The organism is Paenibacillus phyllosphaerae, assembly GCF_014192105.1.
Classification (GTDB): Bacteria; Bacillota; Bacilli; order Paenibacillales; family Paenibacillaceae; genus Paenibacillus_Z; species Paenibacillus_Z phyllosphaerae.
This window is the reverse complement of sequence record NZ_JACHXK010000036.1, coordinates 11,379-26,304: the sequence shown is the minus strand read 5'-3', so window position 1 is coordinate 26,304 and position 14,926 is coordinate 11,379. Positions and strand designations below refer to the sequence as shown.

Here is a 14,926-nt window from a genome sequence, read left to right as displayed (position 1 = left end):
AAGCCCATAGTAAGCAAAGTAATTGTATTCCTTGAGGGAAATATTTACAACTTAAAAATTGCGAATTCTTAAGGGGCGTTATGCGCGGACGGTAAGTTCAGCCGCATCGACGGTATGCTTCAGCAAGGTCGCAATCGTGACCGGACCGACTCCGGCTGGCACCGGCGTTATCGCGCTTGCGCGCGTAAGGCACGCTTCGTAGTCCACGTCACCGACATTGCCCGGGTTATAGCCCGCATCCAATACGACAGCGCCTTCCTTGATCCAGCTGCCCTGAATGAACTTCGGTCTGCCTACCGCGGCGACGACGATGTCGCCCTGGCCTACGATATTCGCCAAGCCTTCTGTCTTCGAATGGCAGATCGTAACGGTCGCGTTCCGGTTCAGCAGCATGAGCGATACCGGTTTACCGAGAATCGGGCTGCGTCCGACGACGACCGCATGCTTGCCTTCGATCGGCAGTTCATAGTCATCCAGTATGGCAATAATCGCTGCCGGGGTACAGGATGGGAAGTTGGCCAATCCGAACGCATTCTGCGCAAAGCCTAAGGTCGTTACGCCATCGACATCCTTGCTTATCGCAATCGCCTCGAATGCCGCACGCTCGTCGATATGGGAGGGCACCGGGTGCTGAAGCAGTATGCCATGCACCTGTTCGTCTGCATTAAGCTGCTCGATGACTGCGATCAGCTCCTCCGTCGTCGTGGCCGCTTCCAGATGTATGCGCCGCGAATCGATGCCGAGCCGCTTGCAGGCATTGCCTTTCATCCGCACATACGTCTCCGATGACGGATCATCGCCGACGAGGATCGTCGCCAGGCAAGGTAAGATTCCTTGCGCGCTAAGCTTCGCGACCCGTTCTTGAAGCTGCTCTTTCATCCGATCGGCTACTACGGTCCCGTTCAATACCACTTTGTTCTCCATCATGCCCATCCACCTTTTGCGTATTTTGGCGATAATAAACACAAAAAGGCAAGGGAAGTCATGCTCCCCTTACCTTTGCCCAGGCGTACGGCCGATTCCTCGACGCGCTCCCTCATGGTACCCCATGCAGCGCCAGTTACGCGTCGACGTTTATACTGCCTCTAATTATACGGCTATCGGTCGCGTTTTCAACCCTTCCCAATCATTTTCGCAAAATTCGCCGGTCCATGATAAAGTGAGGTTAGGTAGGTGAACAAGGCAATGGCGCTGGGCATTACAAGAGAAGCAAGAGGTCGCGAGCGGCCGCATTGCCTTCTTGACCCACTATTGGCGGGACGATCGCTTCCCTCATATGCGGACGGTGACGAAGGTGGGCTGCTCGGATTTGGCGCGTCTTGCGGCATGGTGCACGGAGAACGGGCTTAACCCCGGATATATCCATCGGCGCGATGAGTATCCCCATTTTGATTTGCTGGGCAGCAAGCAGAAGGAGATCTTGCGCCGGGAAGGACTGACCTCCCATCTGGAGCGATTCCGAATCGAATAAAAGCATGGACACTTAGAGGCATGGCGTATGCACCGGATTGAACCGGGCTGGCGATGCTTCTTCCTTTTTCCTTCCATTCCCCTGCGATTCATGTAACTTTTTGCGGAGTAGCGGCGTCTGAGGAGGAGAATGGTTACATGCAAGGCTTTATTCGTCAAAGGAGGATGTTATCTTCATGAAGAAATGGACCGCACTCTTAAGCTTAGCTTCCATCGTATCGCTAACTTGGACGGCTTCCGCCTCGGCAGCCAATGCTTCCCTTATCCGCGCCTATGAGCCGGACTCGCTCATCAAGACCGACGGCTCGTACTGGATCTGGGGCGGCAGCCAGTCCGTTCCGACGCAAGTGCAAGGCATAACCGAGGCGAAGGCGTCATTTCCGTACCATTTTATCGTCCAGGAAGACAATTCGGTCTGGCATTGGTCACGCGAAACGCCAAGCAGCGAAGCTGTCCTTACGCAGGCCGATGAGCTGAAGGGCCTCCTCTCCCTGCAATCTCTGGGCAAGAAGCTAATCGCGCTCGATACGACCGGGAGCGTCTACACGATTCCGATGGCGGATTATGAACATCCCGAATTGGGCCAAATAACACGTAACGAAGCGTTGGCGTCCGTCATCGACCTCACCACCTTCGATGTCCAATATCCGCTGAACAACGGCGGCTCGCAGTTGGTCTATTTGAAGAAGGACGGTACCGTATGGTCGAATTCGGGCGCCCAGCCAACGATCGGCGCGGTTAAGGGCCTTGATCATGTCATCGACGTCGACCGCAATATGGCGCTCAAGAGCGACGGTACCGTATGGACGTGGGATGGCCAGAGCGGACATGCCGCCGCGCAGCTGAAAGGGCTGGCCTCAATTACGTCATTCAAGCAGAGCCATTATTCGAGGCTCGCGATTGACGAAGAGTCGCGCCTCTGGTTCTGGGGAGCAACCATTACGGGCTTCTCCGACGGAACCACTCTGAACGAGCAGACGCCGACCCGCCTAACCTCCATCAATGACGTGAAGGACGCGGTGGTCGCCGAACGCTTCATGCTCGTCTTGACGAACAGCGGCAAAGTGTACGAAACGAGCATCGAACGGGATAAAATGCCCGCCAACCCGACCTTCAAGCTGCTGGCATCAGACGTAAGCTCCTTCAAGGAAGGCTGGCGCCATGTGATTATGCAAAAAACGGACGGCTCGCTCTTCGGCTATGGGATCAACAAAGCGGCCGAGCTTGGTTACGGCGACTATGAATTCGAGCATCTCTCGCCCGTCCCGGTGCAAGAGCCTATCTCCATTACGCTCAACGGCGAGCCCGTCTACTTGTCGAGCGGCGTCATGACGCGCAACAATCAGTCATTCGTCCCGCTGCGCTCCGTATTCGAGAAGCTTGGCGCCAAGATCGCGTTCAATAACGAGACCAAGATCGCAACCGTCGAGCGGGCGACCGCGAACGGAACGAAGATCAGTATCAGCATCGATACGCTTCGCGGCGACACGACTTTGAACGGCCAGGCGGTCAATCTGGCAACCAAGCCGTTCAGCGTGAACGGCACCTCGTATTTGCCGCTGCGTTTCATCAGTGAGCAGCTCGGCGCCAAGGTCGAATGGTCGCAACAGCAATTGAAGATCATTATCACGATGCCATAGCAATAAGGACAGCTGATCAGCCGGCCATCACCGATCGATCAGCTGTCCTTATTGGTGCGCCGCAAGACGAATGACCGCCTCGCTATTCACGTCCCCGATTCTCGCCGATGCAGGAGGAACCAGGCATACAGCTCGGGCATGCTGTACGCCGCCTGCATAATATTGTGGGCGAGACCCGGGAAGATCGTCGTCTTCACCTTATGGCCAGCCAGCTTGAGCGCCTGTACCATCACTTCCATCGACAGCACATTAACGGTTGAATCTTCTTCCCCGTGAAAAGCCCAGATCGGCATCCCCTTCAGCAGCCCGGCAGCCTCCGGCTGATACCATCCGGCGAGCGGCGCCGCTGCGGCGAAACGCTCGGGATAATGAGCAGCTAAGTCCCACGCCCCGTGCCCTCCCATGCTGAATCCCGTCACGTAAACTCTCGAACGGTCTATCCTGTATTCCATTATCAGAAGATCCAGCAGAGTGAGTACGGCATCGCGTTCCAGCGGCCAGTTCGAATACGCCGGACATTGAGGCGCGACGATGATAAAATCCTGTATTTTCATTGCCCGGGCAATGTCAGGCAGACCGTAGCCCCGCAGCTGCTCCAGATCGTTGCCGCGTTTGTTGACGCCGTGCAAGAACAAGATGACCGGCCATTGCTTGTCTACCGTATCGGCATACGAATCGGGCAATAGCAGTTGATAGCCCATTCGCACCTGCTTCTCGATCTTCCGCTCGTAGTAATGCGATCTTATATCCATTCCAGTCTTCCTCTCTGCATGCCTCTTTGGTCAAGTTTAAAATATTTATACCCTTGAAAAAAGTGACATTATTACCTAAATCAGAGGTGTTACATAGACCCCTTCTAGGCAAAAAGTTAAATGTGGATTGTTCCTCTTCCTCCATGTGTGTTAGGATGTATATAACCATATATTTGAAATAAGTAACTTATTTCAAAGGAAGGGGCAATTTCCATTGGATCCTAACATGAAAGTTGGCATTCCCGCTGAAGAAGGACAAGTACAGCTGATGTTCAACAAGGGCGGACCCCGGCGCGGCGCCGGACGCAAAGGAATCGGCGAGACAAGGAAAGTTTCGCTCACGTTAAGCCTCGAGATGTGGGAGCGCTTCGAACAAGCATGCGTAAGCGAAGGCCGCTCGAAGTCGGAGCTGCTGCGGATGATGGTCGAGCACTACATGGATGACGTGTCCGATAGGCCTCATAAGGATGTTACCCGTGATGAAAATTAATCGATCACAAGATGAACCAGCAACCGCCGATTATAATCGCGATTCACGCTTCATTCCGGAGAAATACAAGGCGACGGACCGAAGCGAGACGTGTTCGATCGTTGTACCTCGGGAGGCGTTACTCGATGCGCTCACCGCGGTCATGAGGGCGGTATCCGCCCACAACCCGCTCCCCATTCTGTCAGGCATACTGATCCGTCATGATGCCAGCGGGCTGTCGTTTACGGCGAGCAATTTTCGCCTTATCATTCGCTACTTCCTGTTGCAAGACAGCCCGGTCGGCACTGCCATATATGGACAAGCCGTCGTGCCCGCCAAGCTGCTCCATGATATGACGAAGAAGCTTCCTCCGGGTCCGATTCGACTCGAACTCGATGAAGCTTCGTCATGCGTCCGGCTGCAAGCCGGCCATGCCCGGTTCCGGCTCCGCGGGATGGATCCTAGCGACTTCCCGCCGCTGCCGGACATCGGTCCGACTACAGTGTTGTCGATGCGATGCGACCAGCTGAACAAGGCCATCACACAGGTGGCATTCGCCGCTTCTGCCTCCGGGCAGCGTCCGGTCCTGACCGGCATTGCCTGCCGCCTCATAGATGAGAACAGGCTGCAATTGCTGGCTTCCGACGGAGTCCGGCTGGGATGCACTTCGATTCATGCTGCTCTGAGCTCGGGGGCCCGCGATGACGATGATCAGCTGCTCCTGCTGCCGGCTGCCAATATGGTCGATATCGCCAAACTGCTCGCAGGCGGCACCGAAGAGGCCGTCTCACTGAGTGTCGGCCGGAACCACGTCCTGTTCCGCACGAACCGTTGGGCAGCTTATTCGGTGCGGATGGAAGGCAGCTACCCTGCCTCTACGCGGCTGATCCCGGAGGCGCATACCACATCGGTCCTCGCGGATACTTCAGCGTTTGCAGCTGCCATCGAGCGATTGGAACTGCTCGGGCGCGAGGGCGGACATATCGAACTTCACGCTACAGCGCAGTCGATGCAACTCAAGTCGGCCGCCTCGGAGCTAGGCGACGGCGATGAAGAGTTAACGGCAGCGAATATGGAAGGCGAGCCCCTGCGAATTTTTTTCCGCGGCCGGTTCATCCGGGATATTTTGCGCGCTATCGAGAGTCCTGCCGTCACGCTTAGATTCACCGGTTCCACGGGACCGATCACCATCGTTCCTCAGGATGATCCCTCCACTATCTACCTGCTTACGCCGCTGCGCGCATAAGCGCCGGCGATGCAAGCGTCTGCCGCTGATACATGCTAAGGCGATACGCGCCAGCTCACCAGCCGGTTGACGACGAAGAGCGAAATGATGCTGATCACCAGCATAACGAGACAGTCGATCATGACCCGGTCAGTCCAGCCGACCGTCAGCACGAGTCTCATTGCATCGGCGGCGTACGTGGTTGGCAGCGCGTAAGAGAACCATTGCAGAATCTGCGGCAGCTGATCGGCCGTCACCATGACCGGCGATAGGAACGTTACCAGCATCATGAGCGCCTGGCAGAGCATATTGGTCAGCTGATGATTCGGCGACCAGAAGCCTAATATGATGCCGATCCCGACGATGCTCGATAGGCATAAGAGAATGACGAGCGGCAGGCCTGGTGACAAATGAAGCTCCACGCCATAGATCAACTGTCCGAGGCCGCCTAGGATCAGGAATGAAGGAAGCGTGTTCATCAGCCCGCGAATCATATTCGCCAGCACGAAGTTCAGCTTGGAGATCGGTAGCGAGGCATAGAACGTAAAATGATTCTGGTGCTTCTGCCACGAGATGTCTTGCCCGAGCCCGTTCATCCCCATGACGATGACCCCGAAGATCAGATTGCCGGCAATAATCTGGATGATCGTGTCATGGGTCGGGTTCACGGTGAAGAAGCGCATGAACATAATCGTCGTGAGCGGGAACATCGTAGCCATGATCAGCACCCATATCCAGCTGTCACGAATGATGGCGAACTGGATCCGGAACAAAATCATAAATTCCGTCCACCATCGGCCAATCCCCCGTTTGACCTGCGTCTGCCTGGCGTGAAGGGGCATAGCGGTTTGGCTCATGCGATCGCGCCTCCTTGCTCAGCCTGTTGGTCGATATGGAAATACACGTCTTCAAGGCTCGGGGGCAGGACGGCGTATTCTTCGATTGGCAAATCGGTACGCGAGATGATCATCGCCAGCAGCTCGCTTGCTTGCGCCTTGTCGACGAGCAGCCGAATGCGATTCTCCGTCCCTTCCTGCTTCAACCCCCATGGCGATAAAACTCGCTCAACCTCTTCTCGAAGGCCGAATGCGGTCTGAATATCGAACTTGAGGCGCTGATCGACCCGCTGCTTGAGATTCGCCACGCTGTCCATCGCTAGCAGCCGGCCGTGGTTGATGACGGCCGCGCGATCCACGACATGTTCCGCCTCCAGTACGTTATGCGTCACCAGAATAACGGTGGCGCCAAGCCGGTTCCTCTCTTCGATCAGCTCCCAGACCATGCGCCGTTTCTTCGGATCCAGCTCATTCGTCGGCTCGTCGAGGATCAGCACCGGGCAATGGCCGATCAGCGTCGTGCCGATTCCGACCATCCGCTTCTGCCCGCCGGACAACCGGCTGAGCCGCTTCTCCTTCATGGCCGTCATCTCGAACCGCTCGAGCAGCTCCTCGGCTTCCAGCTTGGCCGCCTTCGCTTCCATGCCGCGCAGGCGGGCAGTAAAGACAAGCGCCTCCATTACCTTAAGAGGCGACAGCACATGCGGCTCCTGTGCGTAATAAGCAACTTCGCTAGCTACCGTGTTCGTCTGCTTGAACACATCAAGGCCGTTGTAGAGCACGCGGCCGGAGGTCGGCTTCAGATGGCCGACAAGCTGTTTGATCAAGGTGGACTTGCCGGCGCCGTTCGGTCCGAGTACGCCAAGAATCTCGCCCCGCCTAATATCCAGCGTAATGTCGTCGTTCGCAAGAGTGGTTGTTTTCCCTTTCCTATACAGTTGAGTGACCTGCTCCATGGTGAAAATCGCTTCGCTCATCGCGACTGCCTCCTTGTCCCTGTGCCTGCTCCTTATCGCAGCAGCATTCTCCGGGTCTGCTCCATCATCGCCTCAAGGCGCGCAAGATCAAGCTCATAATAAATCCGGCTGTCCGCCTTCGTAATCCGGATCAGATCCAGATCGAGCAGCAGATTCGTATGGTAATGGATCGCCGCCGGCGTCAATCCCATCAGTTGGGCTAACTCGCCCGCGTAATGTCTGCGCTCCTTCAACATCTCGATCATATCGAGCCGCCGTTTGTCGGCAATGACCTTCAGGAATTTTTCGACCGTCTCCTTCTCCTCGCGTTGTTGATCCAGCTGGTCGTTGCCGGCTCCTAGAACCATCCAGTCCGGAAGAGCTGGATCCGCGATGCGGTGCATATCCGCTCGGATCTGCGAGATGTAGCTGATATGTACCTTGGTCCGCTTGGTGACCAGGCTCGGGTCTGCCCGCGCGATCGCCCGGAATGCCGCTTCGGGATCTGCCGCAAACAGCCTCTCATATCTCGCAGCCCCCGCTTCGCCATGCGAGCGCAGCTCCTCTCGCATCGGCTCGAATCCGTATTGATGGAACGCCTCCAACAGATGCATCGTTCGCAGCTTGAACTCCTCCGGGAAGCGAACGTATTCCAGGAGTTCCAGTTGAATATCGCGATCGGCGAGCGGCGAAGCAGCGACCAGCCGTTCCAGACGATCCCATTCCTCCATTGCTTGCGAAAGCTCAAACTCGCCTCGCCACTGGACACCGGCGCTGGCATAGACCGCATCAATGAACCAGCCGGTAAGCGCAGCAGGCGACTGCTCCCGGTACACGTCCAGCCACTCCTGCGCCGTCCGCAGCTCCTTGGCTTCGTAACAGATCCGGAAGAGCAGCCCATCAAGCCTTTCGTAGTACATACTTTGGCCGAAGAAACAGGCCAGCTCCCGCTTCATATGCGCCGATAACCGGCTGATCGAGCCATCCACCAAGCCGAAAACATGCTCGTCGGGGGCGATGCGGAGTTCGCGCGCAAACTCCATCATATGGTCCTTCTTCCCGGCCATTGCCAGTGCCGAGATGAACTCGAGCGGCTCGTTATAGTGAAAATGCATCAGCGAAGAGACCGTCGGTTGCTGTGAAATGGAATTCACCACCTTTTAAGTGATTATTAAATTCCTTTAACTCGATATTAAGTTTCCATTTAAATAAAAACTACCAGAGTTACAATCGTTCTGTCAATAACTGTAATTGAGGTGGATTGCGCATGGCTGCCTGTCCCACGCAACCAATGGTATACTAGAGACAAATCATGGATAACGGTTGAGATTGGAGGCGTTAACTGGTGTTTCACATTCTGCTCGTCGAAGATGACGAGAAAATTCGCGCCATCGTGGCCGACACACTGCGCAAATGGCAGTATCAGGTGACGGAGGTGACGGCGTTCGATGAAGTGCTGGCCGTCTTCGAGCAGGCGCAGCCCCATCTCGTGCTGCTCGATATTAACCTTCCGGTGTTCGACGGCTATTATTGGTGCCAGCAGATTCGCCGGATATCGAAGGTTCCGATCCTGTTCCTCTCTTCGCGCGATCAGAATATGGATGTCATTATGGCCATTAATATGGGCGGGGACGATTACGTGCAGAAGCCGTTCGATCTCGGCGTGCTCGTCGCCAAAGTGAGCGCCTTGCTGCGGCGAAATTACACCTATCAGGACGAGCAGCTGCAGCTGGCGCACCGCGAGCTTGTGTTCAACCTGGCCATTTCGTCCGTCGCCCATGGCCGGCAGAGCGCCGAGTTATCCCGCAACGAATTCATTATTCTGCAGTTGATGATGCGCCATATCGGCAAAATCGTATCGCGGGACGAGCTGATGCAAGCGCTGTGGAATGACGAGCAGTTCGTGGACGACAATACGCTGACCGTGAACGTGAACCGGCTGCGGCGCAAGATCGCCTTGCTCGGGCTCGAGGATTATATCGTCACCCGCAAAGGAATGGGGTATATCATCGAATGAGATTTTGGCGATTCCTGGCCTATGAGCGGCCTGCCCTGCTTTTGCAAGCGATCAGTTTCGTGCTGATCATCCTCGTATTCGCCACGGCACCCGAGAGCAGCCCGCTGTGGAGCAACGTTCTGTATGCGCTCATGCTTGTCCTGCTCGTCACGGTTGGCTTCTACATCTACCGCTATTATCGTACGCTCCATGCCATCCGGCACAGCGCCATGGAGGATGCGGCCCCTTTGTCGATGGAAGCAGCCTCTTACTTGCAAGCGATGGACGAACAAGAGAAAGCGCATATCCGGGCGCTGAACCATGTCCAGGAACAGCAGCGCGAACATTATGACTTCATCGTCTCCTGGTTCCATGAGATCAAGACGCCGATCTCCGTGCTGCGGCTCATGCAGCAGACCGAGATGGATGCGGCGAGTCTCGAGGAGGAACTGACTCGTATCGAGCACTATGTTGACCAAGCGCTCTATTATGCCAAGCTCGATACCTTCAATCAGGATTACGAGCTGATGAATTGCGATCTGTCCGTTCTGATGAAGTCGCTTGTGAAGCAGCACGCGAAGACGTTCATATCGAGACGGATCCGGGTGCAGTTAGAGCTGGAGCCTTTGATCGTCCAGACGGATACGAAATGGCTGCAGTTTATCGTGAATCAAGTGCTGACCAACAGTCTCAAATATACCGCTCCCGGCGGCGAAATCACGATCCGGACGCAGGTGACCACCAAGGAGAAGCTGCTCTTGATCCGGGATAGCGGCATCGGCATCAAGCCGGAGGATCTGCCGCGCATCTTCAACCGCGGCTTCTCGGGCATTAACGGCCGGGCGGTCATGAAATCGACCGGCATGGGGCTATTCCTCGCGCAGGAGCTGTCCCGGAAGCTTGGTCATTACCTGACCGCAACGTCGGAGCCTAGCCGCTATACGGAACTCATCGTCCATTTTCCGAAGCATCATGATCCGCACCGGGGATTGTTGCTGGAGACAGCGCGGGACTGACGGATACGTAAGAACAAGCCGCCGACGCTAACCCTTGATGGGTCCGGCATCGGCGGCTTGTTCGGCATCCGCTCTATCTTATTACGTGTGCGAGGTCACGATCTGGTAATACAGTTTGGCCGAGGACAGATAGAACAACGCGTAGATGAGGAAGAATGCGCCCATAATGCCCCAGACGATGCTCGTTAGTCCCGGGAAGCCTTGGATCGAGTCCAGAATGGCGTATTTGATGATGAACCAGCTGTAGGCCATGCCGAGGACGAGCGGCGGCGAGAACACGAACAAGAGCTGCTTGCGGATGACACCTTTCATCTGGCGGTCGCCTACCCCGATTTTGCGAAGAATGGCATACTGCTGCTGCGCCTCCGTCGCCTCCTTCAGCTGCTTGAAGTAGATGACGCTCGCCAGGGCAAAGATCGCGATGAGCGCCAGGAAGGCACTGGCGAACAGCATCAGCGCGGACCCTTCGATCTGCACCGAATAAACGTCGGCATAAGACGAGTAATACGTATCCGGCTGCCCCGCCACAATATCGTACACCTCTGCCGATAACGCCTCAGCATTCTTGGCATCTTCCACCTGATAAATCTCGAATTGCCGTTTCTCTCCTTGCGGATAGATCGCGTCGTACGCCGCATCCGAGATGACGACCACCGCCGGCTTGTACTGCATCGATTGACCCGGAATCGTGATCCACCCGAGCAGCGCGTAATCCTTCAGCTCCTTCAATCGGAAGCTCGAAGGCTGGCTGTTCGTCGTAAGCTCCAACAGCGGCTCCTGCCCTGACGCGTACTTCACCCCGATATCGACGCCCTGGGACAGCGAGACGGCTTCATCGTCTGCCAGTTCTACCCGCTGGTCGTCTTTATCTCTTAGATCCAGGAATTCATGATAGGTTCTCTCCGGTACCAGGAGCACGTAGGGAGAATAATAGTCGGCCGGACTCTCGAACGCCTGCTCCATACCGGCTGTCGGCATCGCGACGACGGTTTCTAACGTACGATGCCAGATCGGCTTATGCTCCGAGGCTTCGATCGCTGCGGCTGCAGCTTCATTCGACTGCGCATCCGTCACCTCATAGGCGATATCGTTCGGCAGATTGCGGCCCACGCCTTCGAACTGCACCTTGTAATTGATCGTCACGAAGCAGGTCAGCAGGACGATCAAAGCGCTGAACTGCGAGATGAACGTCAAGTTCAGCGTGTTGCTCCGCACCTGGAAGCGCAGCGCCGACGACCAGAGCATCGTGCTGCCTTCATGGTAACGCCGCCTGCGGCTGATGAACGCGAGCAGCCAGCCGACGAACTGCCGGAAGAACAGGAACGTTCCGCCGATGATGCCGACCGTGACGATCAGCATGCTGATGAGCGTGTAATCCTCCCATAGGAACGAGTTCGTCCCTGCCGCGATGACGGCGAACGCCGCCCCGAGGAGGATGATCGCGGCCATGGCGAGCAGCGTGCTCGACCCGATCGGCTTCTCCATCTTTTCCTTCGCCCGGAACAGCTCGATGAGCCTCACCCGATGAACGACGATATAGCTTTGAGCGCTAATGATGACAGCCAGCAGCAGGAAGACGGCAACCGTAGTCCCGATCGCTTCTAATGGGAACGAAAGGGAAATCACTTGGTCATACTGCATCAGCTTCATGAGCAGCATGCCGAACAGCTTCGATAGCAGCCCGCCGAGCAGCGTGCCCGCGACGACCGAGATCGCGCCGATAATCAGCGTCTCATAGAAGACCATCCGCGTAATTTGCCGTTCGCTCATGCCGAAGAGCAGATACATGCCGAATTCTTTTTTGCGCTGCCGCATGAAGAACGAGTTGGCATACAGAATGAAGAAGATGATGAACAGGAAGATGACGACCGAAGCTACCGCCACGCCGAGCTTGAAGTTGTCGCGGTTCTCCAACGCTTGCAAGATGTCTTCGTTGAACATGAGCGACGAGAACGTAAAATGGATGATTGCCCCCAGGATCATCGACAGCAGATAGATCGTGTACAGACGGAAGTTGCGCTGCACATTCCGGAGCGTCAGGTCCAGCAGGCTCATCGCGCTTTGCCTCCTCCGAGCAGGCTCTGCGTATCCAGAATCCGGTCGTAGAACGCCTTCTGGCTCTGATCGCCGGCATAGAGTTCGCTGACCACCGCGCCGTCCCGGAGAAAAATAACCCGCCTGCAGTAGCTCGCGGCATAAATATCGTGCGTCACCATCAGAATCGTCGTGCGGAACGTCTCGTTCAACAGGACCAGCTGCTCGAGCAGCTGCGTGGCCGAACGGGAATCGAGCGCCCCAGTCGGCTCATCGGCGAAGACGATCGTCGGATTCGTAATGATCGCCCGTGCCGAGGCGGTCCGCTGCTTTTGCCCGCCGGAGATCTCGCTCGGATATTTGGCCAGAATATCGCCGATATGCAGCGCGTCGACGATCGGCGCCAGCCGCTGTTCCATATCCGCCGTCTTCATCTTGCGCAGCGAGAGCGGCAGCAGAATGTTCTCCTTCACCGTGAGCGTATCGAGCAGGTTATAGTCTTGAAAAATAAACCCCATGTTCGCCTGCCGGAACTGGCGCAGCTCCTTCTTCCCGAGCGCGAGCAGCGATTGCTCGCCGAGCCACACGTCGCCGCCGGACAGCGTATCGATCGTGGACAAGACGTTCATAAGCGTCGACTTGCCTGAGCCCGACGGTCCCATAATGGCCGTGAATTCGCCGCGTTCGATCATCAGGTCGATATTTTTTAACACAGCCGTTTTGCCATAGTTTTTGGACAAATTTTTCGTGCGGATTACCGTTTGCATCCTTGCGACCTCCTCTTCATGTTACCTACTATAGACGGGTTTCCGCTTTCTAACCATCGAAGTAATAGGAAGAGAGGTGACGGTTTTGTCACTTTAGCGGTCGGCGCAGCTCGGGATGCGGAGTTCCGGCACGGCCAAAAAGCCGGCAACTCGCGATGAGCTGCCGGCTTTTGCATGCGTGGTGACCGTGACTGCTGTGTGATCCGTACGGATCGATGCCAACAACCTGTGATGTCAGCTCTCCGCCGCTCTCCATTTGGACCAATTCCACGATTGCCATGCGCGATCTCGACTCGCTTCCTGACGCATATCTGCCAAGATGGCACGCGCTTGTTCAAGCTCGGGATAGCGCGCAGCCAGGTCCGCCAACGCAGGCGTCGCATCTGCCGACCTCGTGGCCAGATAGTCCAGATCGATGATGCCTGTTGCCTCATAACGCTCCGCGTTATTGGCCGCTATCCGTGCATCCAAGTTCGCGTAATTCATCAGGACGTAAGCGATAACCGCGGCGCATATATAGGCCTTGGCCAGCGAGAATCGGCTCCACCATACCCGGACGATCGCGATCACGAGCAGCACTGCCAGGAATAGCATAAACCCGTGTACGAGCAGGCGGGTCAACGTGTACCCATAAGCTTCTTCGTACAGTGCCAGGCGGCTATACGCCGACACCAGCATGACGACCGTACAGCCCACGATGAGCGCTAACGTCGTCTTTATTACCAGCTGAACGGTCTTTCCCTCTCGACGTACGCCATGAAGGCCGATCAACAGAAGCGCCAGGTTAATTACGGCTACCAGCACGAGCTCGATGAACCCTTTGCGCGCATAAGCCGCATACGCTTCGCCGTCAGGCAGCAAACCGTCCGCCGCTCCGAACAGGTAGGTAAACTGAACGGCCGCGAACAGTAGATAGACGACGTTCACGCTGATGAATAAGGTCGCGGCCGTTATCGGATCAAGCCGCAGGCTTGGACGTCCTGAAGTTGTTGGAGACCCCGCAACAGTGGAAGGGAAGGCAGACCCTGCCGCTGGCTCCCGAAACAGCAACCCCCATATGTAACAGAAGGCGTACGTGGCGATTAGTAACGCGGCCAGCAGCCTTACCACGAACTCGCCGGCATGAAGCCCGCCTGCCAGATCGGGAATCGATTGCAGCATCGATTGAAAGATGCTGTCGGCCGAAGCGAGCAGGGAAATGACGACAACCAGGACCGGTGAAGCGATTACGAGGCCAAGCGATATTTTTCGCAGGCTTCCTCTGCCGGAGGACTCTCCCTCCTTCGCTGCAATCCACTCGCTGACCAAACTGAAAGGAACCGTCATATACGTAAGCGGCTTGATGAAGCCGAGATGGATGACATCCTCATAGAAACCCGGACGATACCAAGGCTGCTTGCTGCTTCTTGTCAGCAGGACCGCTTGCGAGAGCAGCATGAGCGGCAATATCACCGCGTTGAGCGCACGGAACAGTTCCCCGGCGAACACGGCATAACTTATGGCCAGCAAACTGATCGGCACGAATAACAGCCAGCCGGAACGCGTCTGGCCGCGCCATTGATCGAGACCGCCGATTCTGCCTTTGACCCCATAGAACAACAAGCCGTAGAACCCTCCGACAACTAGTAGTACCGATATCCCCGCATCATGCCCGACGAACATATACTGGCTGAACAGCCCGAACGTCAGGGCAAGCAGCAGCAAGCGATGATAGCGCTTTTGCCAAGGTGCCGGATCTCTCATTCCTTGTCACTCCTCTTCCTCA

13 protein-coding genes, 1 pseudogene and 1 riboswitch are annotated in these 14,926 nt (G+C 56.1%); of the genes and pseudogenes, 6 read left to right on the top strand and 8 right to left on the bottom strand.

Features of this window, described 5'->3' with window-relative positions; translation table 11 throughout:
- Positions 1 to 78: 78 nt before the first annotated feature.
- Positions 79 to 924, bottom strand: a complete 846-nt coding sequence (locus FHS18_RS32885; RefSeq protein ID WP_183604641.1) for a bifunctional 5,10-methylenetetrahydrofolate dehydrogenase/5,10-methenyltetrahydrofolate cyclohydrolase — start codon at positions 922 to 924, stop codon at positions 79 to 81.
- Positions 925 to 994: 70 nt separating this feature from the next.
- Positions 995 to 1,074: riboswitch (ZMP/ZTP riboswitch) on the bottom strand.
- A gap of 133 nt (positions 1,075 to 1,207) precedes the next feature.
- On the opposite strand from FHS18_RS32885, the pseudogene FHS18_RS32880 reads away from it, so the two are divergent.
- Both FHS18_RS32880 and FHS18_RS32875 read left to right on the top strand, forming a co-directional pair.
- A pseudogene (locus FHS18_RS32880) lies at positions 1,208 to 1,471 on the top strand (hypothetical protein); the annotation flags it as partial.
- A gap of 175 nt (positions 1,472 to 1,646) precedes the next feature.
- On the top strand, positions 1,647 to 3,110 hold the full coding sequence (locus FHS18_RS32875) for a stalk domain-containing protein (RefSeq protein WP_183604626.1): 1,464 nt from the start codon (positions 1,647 to 1,649) through the stop codon (positions 3,108 to 3,110).
- A gap of 86 nt (positions 3,111 to 3,196) precedes the next feature.
- Here the strand turns inward: FHS18_RS32875 and FHS18_RS32870 are convergent, their stop codons facing one another.
- The gene (locus tag FHS18_RS32870) at positions 3,197 to 3,862 is read right to left on the bottom strand and encodes a carboxylesterase family protein (RefSeq protein ID WP_183604625.1); all 666 of its coding nucleotides are present in this window, start codon (positions 3,860 to 3,862) and stop codon (positions 3,197 to 3,199) included.
- Between the two features lie 214 nt (positions 3,863 to 4,076).
- Between FHS18_RS32870 and FHS18_RS32865 the strand changes: the two genes are divergently transcribed.
- Positions 4,077 to 4,352 (top strand): ribbon-helix-helix domain-containing protein, encoded by a 276-nt coding sequence (locus tag FHS18_RS32865; RefSeq protein WP_246428047.1) that lies wholly within the window; start codon positions 4,077 to 4,079, stop codon positions 4,350 to 4,352.
- Positions 4,342 to 5,577, top strand: a complete 1,236-nt coding sequence (gene dnaN, locus FHS18_RS32860) for a DNA polymerase III subunit beta (RefSeq protein ID WP_183604624.1) — start codon at positions 4,342 to 4,344, stop codon at positions 5,575 to 5,577. Before FHS18_RS32865 ends, dnaN begins: the two co-directional genes overlap by 11 nt.
- Before the next feature lie 35 nt (positions 5,578 to 5,612).
- Here the strand turns inward: dnaN and FHS18_RS32855 are convergent, their stop codons facing one another.
- Genes FHS18_RS32855 through FHS18_RS35295 form a run of 3 tightly spaced genes read right to left on the bottom strand, consistent with a single transcriptional unit; the run spans position 5,613 to position 8,502 of the window.
- Positions 5,613 to 6,413 carry an ABC transporter permease gene (locus FHS18_RS32855; RefSeq protein ID WP_183604623.1) on the bottom strand — a complete coding sequence of 267 codons (801 nt, stop codon included), beginning with the start codon at positions 6,411 to 6,413 and terminating at the stop codon, positions 5,613 to 5,615.
- Positions 6,410 to 7,369 (bottom strand): ABC transporter ATP-binding protein, encoded by a 960-nt coding sequence (locus FHS18_RS32850; RefSeq protein WP_183604622.1) that lies wholly within the window; start codon positions 7,367 to 7,369, stop codon positions 6,410 to 6,412. The genes FHS18_RS32855 and FHS18_RS32850 overlap by 4 nt, the downstream gene beginning before the upstream one ends.
- A gap of 32 nt (positions 7,370 to 7,401) precedes the next feature.
- Positions 7,402 to 8,502: an ArsR family transcriptional regulator gene (locus FHS18_RS35295; protein WP_183604621.1), complete on the bottom strand. Its 1,101-nt coding sequence runs from the start codon at positions 8,500 to 8,502 to the stop codon at positions 7,402 to 7,404.
- 191 nt (positions 8,503 to 8,693) lie between these two features.
- Between FHS18_RS35295 and FHS18_RS32840 the strand changes: the two genes are divergently transcribed.
- Both FHS18_RS32840 and FHS18_RS32835 read left to right on the top strand, forming a co-directional pair.
- The gene (locus FHS18_RS32840; RefSeq protein WP_183604620.1) at positions 8,694 to 9,365 is read left to right on the top strand and encodes a response regulator; all 672 of its coding nucleotides are present in this window, start codon (positions 8,694 to 8,696) and stop codon (positions 9,363 to 9,365) included.
- Complete coding sequence (locus FHS18_RS32835; RefSeq protein WP_183604619.1) at positions 9,362 to 10,360, top strand: sensor histidine kinase; 999 nt, start codon at positions 9,362 to 9,364, stop codon at positions 10,358 to 10,360. The genes FHS18_RS32840 and FHS18_RS32835 overlap by 4 nt, the downstream gene beginning before the upstream one ends.
- An 81-nt stretch (positions 10,361 to 10,441) precedes the next feature.
- On the opposite strand, the gene FHS18_RS32830 is transcribed toward FHS18_RS32835, so the two are convergent.
- The 3 genes from FHS18_RS32830 to FHS18_RS32820 form a co-directional block, all read right to left on the bottom strand.
- Complete coding sequence (locus tag FHS18_RS32830) at positions 10,442 to 12,415, bottom strand: ABC transporter permease (protein WP_183604618.1); 1,974 nt, start codon at positions 12,413 to 12,415, stop codon at positions 10,442 to 10,444.
- Entirely contained in the window at positions 12,412 to 13,161 is a 750-nt protein-coding gene (locus FHS18_RS32825) for an ABC transporter ATP-binding protein (RefSeq protein WP_183604617.1), read from the bottom strand. The genes FHS18_RS32830 and FHS18_RS32825 overlap by 4 nt, the downstream gene beginning before the upstream one ends.
- Before the next feature lie 234 nt (positions 13,162 to 13,395).
- Entirely contained in the window at positions 13,396 to 14,904 is a 1,509-nt protein-coding gene (locus tag FHS18_RS32820) for a DUF4153 domain-containing protein (RefSeq protein ID WP_183604616.1), read from the bottom strand.
- Positions 14,905 to 14,926: the final 22 nt, after the last annotated feature.